Annotated in this window: 12 protein-coding genes; 8 read left to right on the top strand and 4 right to left on the bottom strand. The window is 65.4% G+C overall.

Features of this window, described 5'->3' with window-relative positions; translation table 11 throughout:
• Positions 1-4: 4 nt before the first annotated feature.
• Positions 5-1,003, top strand: a complete 999-nt coding sequence (gene lpxK / locus HDE78_RS03145; RefSeq protein WP_179477033.1) for a tetraacyldisaccharide 4'-kinase — start codon at positions 5-7, stop codon at positions 1,001-1,003.
• A 38-nt stretch (positions 1,004-1,041) separates the two neighbouring features.
• Here the strand turns inward: lpxK and hutI are convergent, their stop codons facing one another.
• From hutI to HDE78_RS03130, 3 genes are all read right to left on the bottom strand, one after another.
• On the bottom strand, positions 1,042-2,277 hold the full coding sequence (gene hutI / locus HDE78_RS03140; protein ID WP_179477032.1) for an imidazolonepropionase: 1,236 nt from the start codon (positions 2,275-2,277) through the stop codon (positions 1,042-1,044).
• Between the two features lie 24 nt (positions 2,278-2,301).
• Positions 2,302-3,813, bottom strand: a complete 1,512-nt coding sequence (locus HDE78_RS03135; protein ID WP_345776023.1) for a chloride channel protein — start codon at positions 3,811-3,813, stop codon at positions 2,302-2,304.
• Between the two features lie 251 nt (positions 3,814-4,064).
• Positions 4,065-5,633 carry a bifunctional GNAT family N-acetyltransferase/carbon-nitrogen hydrolase family protein gene (locus tag HDE78_RS03130; protein ID WP_179477030.1) on the bottom strand — a complete coding sequence of 523 codons (1,569 nt, stop codon included), beginning with the start codon at positions 5,631-5,633 and terminating at the stop codon, positions 4,065-4,067.
• Between the two features lie 156 nt (positions 5,634-5,789).
• On the opposite strand from HDE78_RS03130, the gene HDE78_RS03125 reads away from it, so the two are divergent.
• Both HDE78_RS03125 and HDE78_RS03120 read left to right on the top strand, forming a co-directional pair.
• Positions 5,790-7,148, top strand: a complete 1,359-nt coding sequence (locus HDE78_RS03125; RefSeq protein ID WP_179477131.1) for a formimidoylglutamate deiminase — start codon at positions 5,790-5,792, stop codon at positions 7,146-7,148.
• 110 nt (positions 7,149-7,258) lie between these two features.
• A complete protein-coding gene (locus tag HDE78_RS03120) occupies positions 7,259-7,432 on the top strand; it encodes a YXWGXW repeat-containing protein (protein WP_179477029.1) in 174 nt (57 codons plus the stop codon).
• A 68-nt stretch (positions 7,433-7,500) separates the two neighbouring features.
• On the opposite strand, the gene HDE78_RS03115 is transcribed toward HDE78_RS03120, so the two are convergent.
• Entirely contained in the window at positions 7,501-8,004 is a 504-nt protein-coding gene (locus HDE78_RS03115) for a Spy/CpxP family protein refolding chaperone (RefSeq protein ID WP_179477028.1), read from the bottom strand.
• Between the two features lie 198 nt (positions 8,005-8,202).
• Here HDE78_RS03115 and HDE78_RS03110 point away from each other — a divergent pair, with 198 nt between their 5' ends.
• The 5 genes from HDE78_RS03110 to HDE78_RS03090 all read left to right on the top strand — a co-directional run bounded on the left by HDE78_RS03110 (position 8,203) and on the right by HDE78_RS03090 (position 14,105).
• A complete protein-coding gene (locus HDE78_RS03110) occupies positions 8,203-8,889 on the top strand; it encodes a response regulator transcription factor (protein WP_179477027.1) in 687 nt (228 codons plus the stop codon).
• Positions 8,886-10,268, top strand: a complete 1,383-nt coding sequence (locus HDE78_RS03105; protein ID WP_179477026.1) for a HAMP domain-containing sensor histidine kinase — start codon at positions 8,886-8,888, stop codon at positions 10,266-10,268. Before HDE78_RS03110 ends, HDE78_RS03105 begins: the two co-directional genes overlap by 4 nt.
• A 206-nt stretch (positions 10,269-10,474) precedes the next feature.
• The gene (locus tag HDE78_RS03100) at positions 10,475-11,476 is read left to right on the top strand and encodes a multidrug resistance efflux transporter family protein (protein ID WP_179477025.1); all 1,002 of its coding nucleotides are present in this window, start codon (positions 10,475-10,477) and stop codon (positions 11,474-11,476) included.
• Between the two features lie 92 nt (positions 11,477-11,568).
• Positions 11,569-13,824 carry a glycoside hydrolase domain-containing protein gene (locus tag HDE78_RS03095; RefSeq protein ID WP_179477024.1) on the top strand — a complete coding sequence of 752 codons (2,256 nt, stop codon included), beginning with the start codon at positions 11,569-11,571 and terminating at the stop codon, positions 13,822-13,824.
• Positions 13,821-14,105, top strand: a complete 285-nt coding sequence (locus tag HDE78_RS03090; RefSeq protein WP_179477023.1) for a glycoside hydrolase domain-containing protein — start codon at positions 13,821-13,823, stop codon at positions 14,103-14,105. Before HDE78_RS03095 ends, HDE78_RS03090 begins: the two co-directional genes overlap by 4 nt.
• Positions 14,106-14,309: the final 204 nt, after the last annotated feature.

Here is a 14,309-nt window from a genome sequence, read left to right as displayed (position 1 = left end):
CGTTATGGCGCTGATCGATACGCTCGAATCAGCCTGGTACGGCAGCGGTCGCGCACCGTGGTGGACGGGCCCGCTGTCGATTTTCTATGGTGCCGTCATGCGCCTGCGCCATGCGCTCTATCGAGCCGGCGTGCTGCGCAGCATCGCCTTGCCGGTGCCGGTTATCGTGATCGGCAACCTCAGCATCGGCGGCACCGGCAAGACGCCGTTGACTATCGCCGTGGTGGACGAGCTGCGCAAGCAGGGCTTTCGGCCGGGCGTGGTCAGCCGCGGCTACGGCGGAACGCAGCGTGAGCCGATGTTGCTCGGCGAAGCGCCTGATCCGTCCTTGGTGGGCGACGAACCTTGCCTGATCCATGCCAGCGACGTACCGGTAGCGGTGGGCCGCGACCGCCCCGCAGCGGCGCAGCGGCTGCTCGATGCGGGGTGCGATCTCGTCGTCGCCGATGACGGCCTGCAGCACTATCGCCTGGCGCGCGACGTGGAAATCTGCGTCATCGACGGCGTGCGTCGTTTCGGCAATCGACGGCTGTTGCCGGCCGGTCCCTTGCGCGAACCGATGAGTCGACTGCAGCGCGTGGATCTTCGTGTCTGCAACGGCGGCAGCGCGGCCGACGGCGAATACCCGATGCGGCTCGAGGGTGGGCAGGTCGTGTCGCTGGCCGGCGATCGACGTGAATCGCTTCAAGCCTTCGCAGGGCAGCGCGTGCACGCGGTGGCCGCGATCGGCAACCCGCGGCGATTCTTCGACAGCTTGCTCAGCGCCGGCATCGACGTGATCGAGCATGCGTTTGCCGACCACCACCGTTTTGTCCCGGCGGATATGAACTTTGCGGACGATCTGCCGGTGCTGATGACCGACAAAGACGCCGTCAAATGCCGCGGCTTCGCCCAGCCGCACTGGTGGCGCGTGCCGGTGCGTGCCGACCTGCCGGAGACATTTTATGCGGCGCTGGTCGAGCGCATCGTTCGCGTACAGGGCGGTCGCCGCCGCTTGTCGTAGATTGAAGGGCGCGATGCTTATGCAAGCTTGCGCGGTAGTCAGTCGGCGGTAGACACGGCCTCACCGGCGAGCCATACCTGTCGTACCAGATCGCCGCCGATCCAGTAGCAGAGTTCGGCCGGCTGGCGAGCGTTCCACACGACGAGGTCGGCGCGCTGACCGACGGCCAGCGTGCCGCGATCGGCAAGGCCCAACGCGCGCGCCGCGTTGACGGTGACGCCGCGGAGCGCTTCTTCCGGCGTGAGGCGGAACAGCGTGCAGCCCATGCCGGCAGCCAGGCGCAGCGACAGCAGGGGCGAGGTGCCGGGGTTGCAGTCCGTGGCGATCGCCATCGGCACGCTGTGTTTACGCAGCAGCTCGATCGGCGGCAGCTTGGTTTCGCGCAGCGCATAGAACGCGCCGGGCAATAGCACGGCGACCGTGCCGGCCGCCGCCATCGCGCGGATGCCGGACTCGCTGAGATGTTCCAGATGATCGGCCGATAGGCCGCCGTATTCGGCGACCAGCGCGGCGCCATCCATATCGGACAGCTGTTCGGCATGCAGTTTCACCGGCAGGCCCAGTGCCTTGGCGCGCTCGAACAGCCGGCGCGTTTCCGCGTGGCTGAAGCCGATGGTCTCGCAGAAGGCGTCGACCGCATCGACCAGTTTTTCCGCCGCCAGCGCCGGCAGGATCTCCTCGCAGACGAGGGTGACATAGTCGTCGCGACGATGCGTGTACTCGGGCGGCAACGCATGCAGGCCGAGGAAACTGGTGCGCACGGTGATGCCGAGTTCGCGGCCGAGTCGGCGCGCCACGCGCAGCATGCGGCGCTCGCTTTCCAGATTCAGGCCGTAGCCCGATTTGATTTCCAGCGTGGTCACGCCGTCGGCGAGCAGCGCCTGTGCGCGCGGCAGCGATTGCGCATACAGCTGGTCTTCGGACGCGCTGCGCGTGGCGCCGACGCTGGAGACGATGCCGCCGCCGGCGCGGGCGATCTCCTCGTAGCTGGCGCCATTGAGGCGCAGGTCGAATTCATGGGCGCGGTCGCCGGCAAACACCAGATGCGTGTGGCAGTCGATCAACCCCGGCGTGATCAGGGCGCCATCGACCGATTCCACAATGGAGGCCAGCGCGTTCGGCGCATCCGGCAGTGCGTCGACGCGCCCGATCCAGGCGATGCGGCCGTGGTGGAGGGCGATAGCGCCGCGCTCGATCAGGCCATAGGGAACGTCGCCGGCAAAGCTTGCCAGCGAGGCATTCATCAGCAATCGATCCCAGCGCGGCGTGCTCATGCTTCGATGAATTCCATCATGACGTTAGTGGTTTTGGGGCGGTGAGCTTGACGGTTTTTCATCGAGGCCATGCTTTTCGGTCGGTGCCTCCGCATCGAGCTCGTCGAGTTCATCCGAATGGCCTTCATCCGCGTCGGTTTCAGCGACGACGGGTCCGGCCGGTTCGTCGAACGCCGTAGTGTTGCCGACATGCTGCATTGCCTCGGCCTCGAGACGGGCTTTTTCCGTGGTCTCGGCTTGAGCGGCCTGCTGCTTCTCGAAATCCTGCACCATGCGCTCGGCAAAATCCTTGTACACCGGCGTGGGGCAGAACAGCGAGGCGGCGGCGCGGGCGAGCAGGCACGAGGCCATGATTGGAATGACCATGTCCTGGTTGTCGGTCAGCTCCATCGCAATCACCGCCGAGGTCAGCGGTGCGCCGGTGACGCCGGACAGATACGCGCTCATGCCCAGCAACACGACCGACGCGGCGGGCACGCTAGGCAGGAATGTCGCAATGTTGTGGCCGATGCCGGCGCCCACGGCCAGCGCCGGTGAGAAGATGCCGCCGGGAATGCCGGCCCAGTACGACACCACGTTGGCCAGCAGCTTGGCGATGCCGAACGACTGGCCCGGCGTGACCGCGGCCTCCTGCACGAAGGCGCGCGCCTGGTCGTAGCCCGTGCCGTACACCGAGCTGTGCGTGAGCACGCCAAGCACGGCCAGCGCCAGCCCGCAGCCGCCGGCAAACAGCACCGGCCCGCGGGCGCGCAGCCGGCCGATATAAGCCAGTGGACCGTTGCGGCTGAGCAGAATCAGGCGGGCGAACAGGCCGCCGAGCAGGCCGCAGATCACGCCGCACCAGAGCACGGCCAGCCACGCGTGGCCTAGCGGCAGCAGCGTTTCCACCCGGCCGAAGTAGGCGTAGTTGCCCATGATGCCCAAGGACACGACGCCGCCGACGATCACGGCGGTCAGCAGCAGGCCGCTGAAACGATGCTCGAACGTGCCGGCCAGTTCCTCGATCGCAAACACCACGCCGGCCAGCGGCGTGTTGAAGGCGGCCGCAATGCCCGCCGCACCGCCGGCGAGAATGAAGCGCGAGGCGGCCTTGGGATCGTCGAAGCCGAAGCGCTTGCCCAGCGAATAGAAAATGCCCGCGCCCACATGCACCGTCGGGCCTTCGCGGCCGATCGACGCGCCGACAGCCAGGGCAAGCAGGGTGAGGATCATCTTGCCCGCCGCAATCGGCAGAGCAAGCATGCGCTGGCGAAAACCCTCGTCCTCGATATGCAGCGTGGCGATCACCTGCGGAATGCCGCTGCCGCGCGTGGCGCGCAGCTTGCCCTCGGTGACCCAGGCCAGCAGCGCGAAGACCGCCGGCGTGATGATCAGCGGAATCCAGATGCCGTGCGTGAGAATGCGCTGAAACAGGTGATACGACCAGTCGCTCGCCTTGGCGAACACGATCGCCGCCAACGCCACCAGCAGCGCGCCGGCCCACAGGGCGATGCGGCGTTTCCACTGCTGGGGCGCGAAAAACTCGTGTCCCAGCACGGCCTGCAGGCGCGGATTGGATGAGCGAGTGACCGGAGGCACCTGACCGGCTCCGTCCCGGTCAGCTGGATTGGAGCGGGGAGGGGTAGCGTCGGTCATCCGTTGATTATCGCAGACCTGGCGAGGGTAGGCCTGCGGTAGTCACACAAAAGCGGTATGGGTTCGTCATGCCGATGAGTTCGTCATCCCGGCGAAGGCCGGGATGACGGGTCCAGTCAGCAACGGGGGTCTGCCGCAAGGCGCGCGTCGCTTCAGCTTAGCGGTTTGGTGTGCCAGCGCATCTCATACAGATCGAAACGACGATCTTTCAGGTTCTGCACCGCACCGGCGTTGCGCGCGCGCGCCAGGCTTTCCAGCCGCAGGTCCGCGAACAGCACCGTCTCGATGTTCGGCGTGGAGTCGGCGGCGATGCCGTCGCGCGCGAACGGAAAATCGCTGGGTGTGAGGATGCAGCTCTGGCCGTACTGAATATCGAAGTTGTTCACGCCGGGCAGGTTGCCGACGTTGCCCGACAGCACCACGTAGCACTGGTTTTCGATCGCCCGCGCCTGCGAGCAGTAGCGCACGCGCAGGTAGCCCTCGCGCACGTCGGTGCAGAACGGCACGAACAGGATCAGCGCGCCCTGGTCGGTGAGGTGGCGCGCCACTTCCGGGAACTCCGAGTCGTAGCAGATCATCACGCCGATCGGGCCGCAGTCCGTCTGCACCGTCGCCGCCGTGTCGCCGCCGGTGATGCTCCAGACGGTGCGCTCGCTTGGGGTCGGATGCAGCTTCTCGCGCTCGTGGATCGAACCGTCGCGCAGGCAGACGTAGCAGACGTTGTGGATGTCGCCGTTGGCCTGTTCGGTGGGATGCGTGCCGGCGATGATGTTGATGTTGTAGTGGACGGCCAGACGGCCGAACAGCTCCTTGACCTGTGGCGTGTACTGGCTGAGCTTGCGGATCGATTCCACCGGCGACAGCTCGGTGTTTTCGATCGACAGCAGCTGCAGCGTGATCAGCTCGGGGAAGGTCACGAAATCGGCGTTGTAGTCCGCCGCGATGTCGGTGAAATATTCCACCTGGGTGGCGAACTCCTCGAACGAGGCGATCTTGCGCTGCTGGTACTGCACAGACGCCACGCGTACCGAGTCGGGCATGTGCTGGGTCGAGGGGATCGACGGCATGTCCGGATGATCGAGCAGCTGCGGATTGCGCCAGACCATGTGCACGGCGTAGCCGAGTGAGTCGTAGTCCGACGGCGCGTACGCGCGCAGCACGCCGATCGCCTCAAAGTCGTTGGACAGCTGAAAGCTCAGCGTCAGATCACGCCGCTTGCCTTCCACTACGGCCTGCACGTAGGCCTCGGCGCTGCCGTAGCGCGGCATGGCCTTGGCAAGGCCTGGGATGCGGCCGCCGAACACGATGCCGCGCAGTTTCAGATCCATGCACAGACGCTTGCGCGCCTGGTACAGCCGCTGGCCGATGCGCATGCCGCGAAAATCCGGATGCACCACCACTTCCATGCCGTACAGCCAGTTGCCGTCGGGCTTGTGGCGCGAGCCCATGCCGCCGCCGGTGATCTGCATCCAGGTATGCGGTGCCAGCGCGGTCGCTTCGTCGATACGAAACGTGGCGCAATAGCCGACCACGTTGCCCTCGTATTCCACGACGAACTGGCCTTCGGCAAAGTGGGTCTGCTGTGAGCGCAGCATTTCGGCCGAGTGGCCCCACTCGGCGGTGTAGATGCGCGCGGTGAGGTCAACGAGCTGTGGAACGTCTTGCGGCGTTGCCAGACGAAGCAGGAGTTTGGGGTTGAGTTCGCTAGTTTTCTTGGCCATTTGGCGATTATGCCGCAGCGAAAGTGAAGTGAAGGCGACCGCGCCGGTTACACTTTTGCCTCAACGGCTTGCATCGTCCGCATGGCCGATCGGCTTCGGCTCGGTTTTACATCGGGTTCTATCTATGGAGTAAACGCGGTGAGCGATCACGCACTTATGGGCAATGACAGCGCCGGCCACATCTGGGGCGTCGAGGGTTGGCAGAGCGATGCCAGCCTCGGCGTCGATGCCGACGGGTTGATCGCGGCTGCCGGCAGCACCAACGTGCAGCCGCTGGGTAAATGGGTGCTGCCCGGCATGCCCAACCTGCATTCGCACGCGTTTCAGCGCGCCATGGCCGGCCTGGCCGAGCGCCGCAGCCGCATCGACGACAGTTTCTGGTCGTGGCGCGAGGTGATGTACGGCTTCGCGGCGGCGATCAGCCCCGAATCGCTGCAGGCGATTGCCGCCCAGCTCTACGTGGAAATGCTCAAGGCCGGCTACACGCAGGTTTGCGAATTCCATTACCTGCATCATCAGAGCGACGGCACGCCCTACGCGCAGCCCGAGGCGATGTCGCTGGCGCTGATCGAGGCGGCACGCGACGCGGGCATCGCATTGACCTTGCTGCCGGTGCTGTACATGAGTGGCGGCTTTGACGGCCGCGCGCTGGCACCGCGGCAATGCCGCTTCGGCAACAGCGTCGACAGCTATCTGCGCCTGCTGCAATCGCTGCAGCCCTATGAAAACGAACGGCTGCGTGTCGGTATCGCGCTGCACTCGCTGCGCGCCGTGCCGGCCGAGGCGATGCATGAGGTGTTGGCGAATAAATTAGCTCGGCAGTGTCCGATCCATATTCATGTCGCCGAACAGATCGGCGAAGTGCAGGACTGCCTGGCCCTGCGCGGCGCGCGTCCGGTCGAGTGGCTGCTGGACAATGCGGCCGTCGACGAGCGCTGGTGCCTGGTCCACGCCACCCATCTGACCGACGCCGAAACGACGCGGCTGGCGGGCAGCGGCGCGGTGGCCGGCCTGTGTCCGACCACCGAGGCCAACCTCGGCGATGGCCTGTTTCCGCTGGCGGATTATCTCGACGCGGGCGGCCGGCTCGGTATCGGCTCGGATTCGCATATCTCGATCTCGCCGGTCGAAGAGCTGCGCTGGCTCGAATACGGCCAGCGGCTGGCCTCGCGCCATCGCAATATCGGCGCCCGCCGCCCAGGCGCCAGCGTGGGCGAAACGCTGTGGCGCGCGGCGCTGAGCGGCGGCGCGCAGGCGGCGGGGCTCCCCATCGGCGAACTGCGCGAAGGCGCGCGTGCCGATCTGCTGGTGCTGGACGAAAACTCGCCGCTGCTGGCGGCACGCGATACGCAGTCGGTGATCGACAGTTTCCTGTTCGCGGGCAATACGCCGCTGGTGCGCCATGTCATGTGTGGCGGCACATGGGTGGTGCGCGATTTCCGTCATCGCGACGAGGAGCGCATTGCGGCGCGCTACCGCGAAACCGTGGCGGGGCTGGCATCGAACGCGGCGTAGGTACGTGAGTTGTGCAGATGAACGGCAGATAGCGCGGCGTTCGCTGTCTTGTCATCGGTAAATCCGGCGCATGCGTTGGAGGCCTCACATCCTGCTACCGGAGTGCTGCCATGCGTCGATTCATGTCTACCGTACTGTTAGGTGCGGCGCTGCTGGGCGGCGCCATGTCGCTGGCGGGCTGCATCGTGGTGCCGCCGCCTCGCCCATATCATCAGCGCGTGTGGATCGGCGGTTACTGGGCGCCGCAGCATGTCTGGGTCGCCGGCCACTGGGGTTATCGCTGAGCTGTCGTTCGACGGTTGGCGGCGCCGGCTACATCGCTGGCGCCGCCGTGTTGCCCGCTAGCTTGAGCTTACTGCGCCGACGAGGTCGGGGCCGTGTTCGAGACCGGGTTGGCAGCCTTGAACTGCTCCCACTGCGCCTTGCGAGCCTGTTGCTGAGCCTTCAGGGTGGCGTACTGTGCCTTCTGCGCGCTGGTCAGAACGGCATAGACCTGGGCACGGATGGTGGCCTGCTGCTGCACACGCTGCTGAGTGGCGGCCGCTTCGGCGGTGGCGAGGCTGGCGGCGGCGGCCTGGTAGCCGACCTGATCCGGCGTCATCGCCTCAAAGGCTTCGCGCTGCTGATGCAGGGCCTGACGCTGCGTTTTGTTCTGCGCAAAGCTGGTCTGCATGATCTGCTTGATGCTGGCGCGCTGCGCGTCGGTGAGGTTGAGCTTGCTCAAGGCCATGAACTGGCTGTGGCCGTGACCGCCGTGCCAGCCGCCCTGCGGACCACCGGCCTGTGCGGAAACCGCAAGCGTGGTGCAGGACACGGCCGCCGTGAGAGCCAGGAGGAGTGAAGTGCTCTTGCGCATAGGTAATTCCTTCGAGTTGTGGGGGTGGTTTGTTGCGTATATTGGACGGCACCCCCGCGTATATGTTCTTTGCCGCGTGGTAAAGATGGGTAAAGCACGTGGTGCTGCGCACGCGCTGCCGCTTAGCTGTTGCCCTATCTTGTCGGCATTTCACACCACTAACCGTCACATCTTCGCTGCCATAAGCATCCGAGCACCATGTCCCGAATCCTGATTGTCGACGACGACCGCGCCCTCTGCAGCCTGCTGGCCGACTACCTGCAGCGCGAAGGTTTCGAGGTGGATGTCGCGCACGACGGCACCACCGCGCTGACGCATCTGCACAGCGGCGCGCAGCGCCCGGATCTGCTGATTCTCGACGTGATGATGCCGGGCCGCGACGGGCTGGAAACGCTGCGCGAATTGCGCCTGCAGTACCGCCTGCCGGTGATCATGCTGTCCGCGCGCGGCGAGCCGGTCGATCGCATCGTCGGTCTGGAGCTGGGCGCCGACGATTACCTGTCCAAGCCGTGCCTGCCGCGCGAACTGCTCGCCCGTGTGCGCGCGCAGCTGCGGCGCAATACGCCGGTCATGGCGGGCGTATTGCAGGTAGGCGTGCTGCGCCTGCTGCCGGGCGAGCGCCGCGCCTTTGCCGACGACAACGAAATCTCGCTCACCGGCGCCGAATACATGCTGCTGCAGGCGCTGGCGCAGCGCGCCGGCGAGCTGGTCGAAAAAGCGGTGCTGACGCGCTTCGCCCTGGGCCGCGAGCTGGAGCGCTTCGATCGCAGCGTCGATGTGCATGTGAGCCGTCTGCGCCACAAACTGGCCGAAGCCTCGCCGAAAGCGCCGCATATCGACTCCGTGCGCGGCGCCGGCTACGTGCTCGTGGTCAGCACGCCGTGAGCCCGTTCAAGAGCTCGCTCTATCGGCGGCTGCTGCTGTGGTTCGGCATCGGCAACCTGCTGGTGCTTTTTCTGGGCAGCCTGCTGACGCGCGGTTTCATCGACTACACCACGGCCAAGGAAATCGACTGGGTCGCGCTGGCTCAAAGCGCCGACGTGGCTTACGAAAGCGGCGGCGTCAACGCGCTGGCCGACTGGTCGATGCAGCAGCGAAACGATGGCATCGAGGCCACGCTGTACGAAAAAGGCCAGCCGTTGTCGCCGATCCGCCTGCATCCTTCGATCGAACGCTCGCTGTCGGGCTGGCTCGATGCCGACAAGGACGTGGTGCTGCACCCGTATCCGGGGCTTTACGTCGCCGTGCAGCAGGTTACCGGGGACGATGGCCGCGCGCGCCAGCTGGTGGCACTGAGCCGCTCGCATGCGCGTATCGCGCCGCAGACGCGGCAGCTGATTCTGTGGGGCGTGCAGCTGACCCTGCTGCTGGTTCTCATCGGCCTGCTGAGCTGGTGGGTCGCACGCAGCGTGGCGCGGCCGGTCGAGGCGTTGCGCGATGCCACCCGACGCATGGCTGCCGGGGAACTCTCGACGCGGGTAGGGCGCCGTCGTGGCGACAAGCACGACGAACTGGCGCAGCTGGCCTACGATTTCGACACGATGGCCGAACGCATCGAGGCGCTGGTCGCGCACGATCGCGGGGTATTGCAGGATCTGTCGCACGAGCTGCGCTCGCCGCTGGCTCGGCTGCACCTGATTCTGAATTTCGCTCAGCGCAGCCAAAGTCCGGACGAAGCCGAGCCGTATTTTCTGCAGGCCGAACAGGAGATCGACCGGCTCGATCGCATGACCGGCGAGATGCTGGCGTTGTCGCGTCTGGAAGGCGGCATCCCCGGCATGAACCGCGAGCGCCTGGATCTGGACGAACTGGTCCGCACCTGCGTGGCGCAGGCCGAGCTGGAAGCGGGCGTGCGCCAGGTGCTGCTGCAAATGCACGCCAGTGCGCCGTTGCTCATGACCGGCAGCCCTCTGCTGCTGGAGCGCGCCGTGGGCAACCTGATCGCCAATGCGATCAAGTTCAGCCCGGTAGGCGGCGTGGTGGAGCTGAGCGTGCAGGCGGTGCAGGGCAACGCCGAATTATCGATACGCGATCATGGCCCCGGCGTACCGGAGGCCGAGCTGGCCTCGCTGTTTCGGCCGTTCTATCGCGGCAGCAACGCCGTGCGCGCCGATGGCCACGGCGTGGGCCTGGCGATCGTGCAGCGTGTGGTGCAGGTGCACGGGGGCGAGATTCGCGCCGAGAACGTGCCCGGCGGTGGCCTGCGTGTGACTCTGCGGCTGCCGATGCTTGCTGCGGCAGAAAACGGCGGGCCGCTGCTCTAGGTTCCAATCTGCAGCCTTTCCCGGGGTCGATGGATTTTCAGAAAAATCATCTTTCGATGAAATGAATGGACGTTTAGACGTCTGTGATTTACCCCGTATAAACCGGCAATACGGCTGCCCAGGCTGATGCCGCATCGGTAAAGCGGACAGCGACTGGCCGACGCCTGCTATGGCACACTGATGCCTCGATCCGTTTCGGTCATGTCATGCGCTCGTCCTCGCTCAAAGCCGTCGGTCTGGCGCTATGTTCCGCGCTGTTCTTCACGCTCACCTATGTACTCAACCGCAGCTTGGTGGCAGGCGGTGGGCATTGGCAGTGGGCGGTGATTCTGCGTTATCTGTTCACGCTGCCGCTGTTGGCACTGGTGATTCCGTGGCAGGGCGGTTTGGGCGCGTTGCCGCAGGAGCTTCGGCGCTATCCGCGATCGTGGCTGCTGTGGAGCAGCGTGGGCTTTGTGTTGTTCGGCATTCCTTTGACCTGGGCGGCGAGCAGCGGGCCGTCCTGGCTGATTGCCGGCAGCTTCCAGATCACCGTGTTGGCCGGGCCGCTGCTGGCCCCGCTGCTGTACCGCGACGAGCGCCGCCGGCTGGCGTGGCGCAGCCTGGGCATCGGCGTACTCATTGTCGCCGGCGTATTCACCCTGCAATGGGGCCATGCGCAGGGCCGGCTGTCGGCGGGCGACTGGCTGGCCATCGCGGCGGTGGCGCTGGCGGCCTTCGCGTACCCATTGGGCAATCGCGGCCTTCTGCTGCACCTTGAGAAAACCAGCCCGAAGCAGGGGGCCAGCCATATCTCCGCCGTGCAGCGGGTATTCGGCATGACGCTGTGCAGCTGGCCGCTGTGGCTGCTGTTTGCGGCGATCGCCTGGTGCACGATCGGCCCGCCGAGCCCACGCGAAATGCTGCTGGCCGCCGGCGTGGCGCTGTCGTCGGGCACGATCGCCACCGTGCTGTTTTTTCGCGCGACGGATCTGGTCCGCAGCGAGCCGACCGCGCTGGCCGCAGTAGAGGCGATGCAGGCGGCCGAGCTGCTGTTCGCCACCTTGCTCGGCGTGCTGTTTCTCGGCGAGGCGTGGCCGCATGGCTTCGCCGCTTTCGGTGCGCTGGCGATCGTGATCGGCATCGGTCTTTTCAGCTGGGTCAGCGGCAAGGATTCGGCGGGAGACGATGACGCGCTGCGCGTCTTACGCAGCGATCGCGGCGCCTGATTCGCCGAAGGCATGTGGCGTCGGTTGGCTTGCGCGATCCAAAGGCAGCCGTTACACCTGTGCGCTGATCCGGGGCGGCGTCTGGAGACACGATGAGCAAGCGGCATGTGACGTGGTTGATGGCGTGTGCGATGCTCGGCGTGTCGGCCACGGCGGCTTGCGATGCCCAGACGCCTGCATCCATGCCGGCGCTGCGCTGGAACGCCTCGACCTTCGGCAATCATCGCTATCTGGTGCAGGTGGCCAAAGCGGCCGACGCAGTGCATGTGGTCATTCCATGGCGACGCCGCGATAAGTATCCAGATCGGGTAGCCATCATCGTTACCGCGCCGGACGGTAGCGTTGTCGACAACGTGCTGCGTGGCGCCATCGACCAGGCCTCCGGCGAGCTGGTGTTTACGGCGAAGCAGCCCGGCGTCTACGCCATCTACTACCAGCCCTATCTCAGCAACGGGCGCAGCAACTACCCGACGGTGACCTACGCAACGCCGAAAGACGGCGCGGATCCCAGGTGGGCAAAAAAGGTCGGCGGCGATGCGGCGGCCTGGAAGCATCTGTCGCAGGCGCAGGTGCTGCGCGACGAAGCGGTCGACGATTTCGACGGCTATACCGACATGGAGCGCACGGCCACGCCACAGGCGCTGCAGCGTCTGCTGGCGGCCAACACCGGGCTATCGCTGCTGCTGTTTCCCGAAACACGCGCGCATCCGGTACGCATGTTCGATCAGCTGCCCGAGCGCTGGGCCGTCCGCGGTGCGGGCGGGTCATTGACCGATACGGCGCAGCGCGGCGAATACCTGAGTTTTCAGGTCGGCTTGTGGGCGCCGCACGAGGCGGTCGGCGACGTGAAAGTAACGCTGGCCGATCTGCACGGCCCGGACGGCGCGATCCTTCCCGCCGCCGCGCTGACTTGTTTCAACCTGGGCGGTGTCGACTACGCCGGCCAACCGTTCACGGCGCGCGTGGATGTCGGCAAAGAACGGGTGCAGCCGCTGTGGATGGGGCTGGATATTCCCGCCGATGCCAAGCCGGGCGTGTATCGCGGCGAGCTGACCGTACGCGCCGACGGCGTGCCGCCGCAAACCGTGCCGCTGGCGATCACCGTAACGGCCGACAACGCGGCCGCGCACGGCGACGACGATCCCTCGAAGCTGACACGGCTGCGCTGGCTCGATTCGCGCACCGCGCAGGACGACTCGCTGGTCGAGCCGTTCACGGCGATTACCGTCAACGGTGGGCGGCTGGGGATACTTGGGCGTGAGATCCGATTGGCCGATAGCGGTTTGCCTGGGCAGATCACCAGCCACTTCAGTGAGCGCATGACGGGTTTGACGCAGAAGCCGAAGCCTTTTTTTGTTGCGCCCATCACTCTGACGCTGAAAGACGCGACAGGCGAGCATGATCTGTCTCCTGCAGAGATGGTCCATAGGCCGGCGTCGAAAAAGATGGCTCGCCAAGCTCTCGATGCACTGTTTGATCGGCTGTCGAACCCAGATGCGTTGATAGAAGATGCCTCCAAGTCCCCGCCATCCGTCGTGCGCGACGGCCCCGGCAAGGTTCACTGGACGGTTTCGGAAAAGCTTGGCTTACTGAAGGCTGATCTGCGCGGCACGCTGGAAGCGGACGGCACCTTGAGTTACGACATCGCCGTCACGGCCGTCGATGCGACGGCGATCCAAAACATCGCTCTGGAAATTCCGCTGCATCATGAGGTTGCGCAGTACGAACTTGGTCTGGGCCGGCAGGGTAGCGAAGCGCCGAGAGAGTTCGACTGGAAGTGGAACGTCCAAAACAATCAGGACGGCGCGTGGATCGGTGCCGTGAACGCCGGGCTGGAATTTCATCTGCGCGATGAAAATTACCGGCGGCCGCTCAATACCAACTTCTATCACCAACAGCCGCTGCAGATGCCGACCTCGTGGGGTAACGAGGGTCACGGAGGCATCCGGCTCGTGCGCTACCAAGAAAACTATCAAGTTTCGGCATTCAGCGGCCCCCGCAGCATGACCGCCGGCCAGACGCTGCACTTCAACCTCGTCATGCGCGTGACGCCATTCAAGACGATCGACCCCGCCGAGCATTTCGCCGAGCGCTATTTCCACAAGTACGACGACCTGGCTACGATCCAGGCCGACGGCGCGAACGTGGTGAATATCCATCACGCCACGCCGATCAATCCGTGGATCAACTATCCGTTTCTCGAAGCCGGCGCGATGCGTGCGTATGTCGACGCGGCGCATCGCCGCGGCATGGAAGTGAAGATCTACGACACCATCCGCGAGCTGTCCGATCGGGCGCCCGAGCTGCCGATGCTGCAGTCGCTCGGCCACGAAATCATCAGCGGATGATCGGCTGGTGGGTCCACGATGCGCCCGTAAAAACCGGCCGCGACGACGTGCTGGCGACCAGCTACGTGCGTCACGGTAAAACGCTGATCGCGATCGCCTCGTGGGCGCCGCAGAAAACCGACGTCACGCTGGCGATCGACTGGAAGGCGCTGGGTATCGATCCGCACAAGGCTACGTTGGCGGCGCCAGCGGTCGATGGCTTTCAGACGGCGGCGCAATTCAAGCCTGGCGATGCGATTCCGGTCGAACCGGGCAAGGGGTGGTTGCTGATACTGGAGTAGTTTTTTGAGTTACGGATGCCGCGAATAGAAAGAATTTCGTCGGCATGCTGTTGGGCATCGCTACGCTCTCCCCAACCGACCAAAGCCGCTCCGCTGCCTTTCAACGTGTCGGCGAGACTGTCTTGCGCGGCGCCGATCGACCGATCGTGATCGCTGCTGCGTTCAAGCGATCGAGATGCTAAAACGTCTGCACCGACCCACGCA

Origin of the sequence: Rhodanobacter sp. K2T2 (assembly GCF_013408815.1) — a bacterium.
GTDB lineage: Bacteria > Pseudomonadota > Gammaproteobacteria > Xanthomonadales > Rhodanobacteraceae > Rhodanobacter.
This window is presented reverse-complemented; position numbering and strand designations above follow the sequence as displayed.

Coding starts and splice junctions, on each gene's coding strand:
- lpxK (WP_179477033.1), top strand. CDS start 5: ATGGCGCTGATCGATACGCTCGAATCAGCCTGGTACGGCAGCGGTCGC.
- hutI (WP_179477032.1), bottom strand. CDS start 2,277: ATGAGCACGCCGCGCTGGGATCGATTGCTGATGAATGCCTCGCTGGCA.
- HDE78_RS03130 (WP_179477030.1), bottom strand. CDS start 5,633: ATGGCCAAGAAAACTAGCGAACTCAACCCCAAACTCCTGCTTCGTCTG.
- HDE78_RS03125 (WP_179477131.1), top strand. CDS start 5,790: ATGGGCAATGACAGCGCCGGCCACATCTGGGGCGTCGAGGGTTGGCAG.
- HDE78_RS03120 (WP_179477029.1), top strand. CDS start 7,259: ATGCGTCGATTCATGTCTACCGTACTGTTAGGTGCGGCGCTGCTGGGC.
- HDE78_RS03115 (WP_179477028.1), bottom strand. CDS start 8,004: ATGCGCAAGAGCACTTCACTCCTCCTGGCTCTCACGGCGGCCGTGTCC.
- HDE78_RS03110 (WP_179477027.1), top strand. CDS start 8,203: ATGTCCCGAATCCTGATTGTCGACGACGACCGCGCCCTCTGCAGCCTG.
- HDE78_RS03100 (WP_179477025.1), top strand. CDS start 10,475: ATGCGCTCGTCCTCGCTCAAAGCCGTCGGTCTGGCGCTATGTTCCGCG.
- HDE78_RS03095 (WP_179477024.1), top strand. CDS start 11,569: ATGAGCAAGCGGCATGTGACGTGGTTGATGGCGTGTGCGATGCTCGGC.
- HDE78_RS03090 (WP_179477023.1), top strand. CDS start 13,821: ATGATCGGCTGGTGGGTCCACGATGCGCCCGTAAAAACCGGCCGCGAC.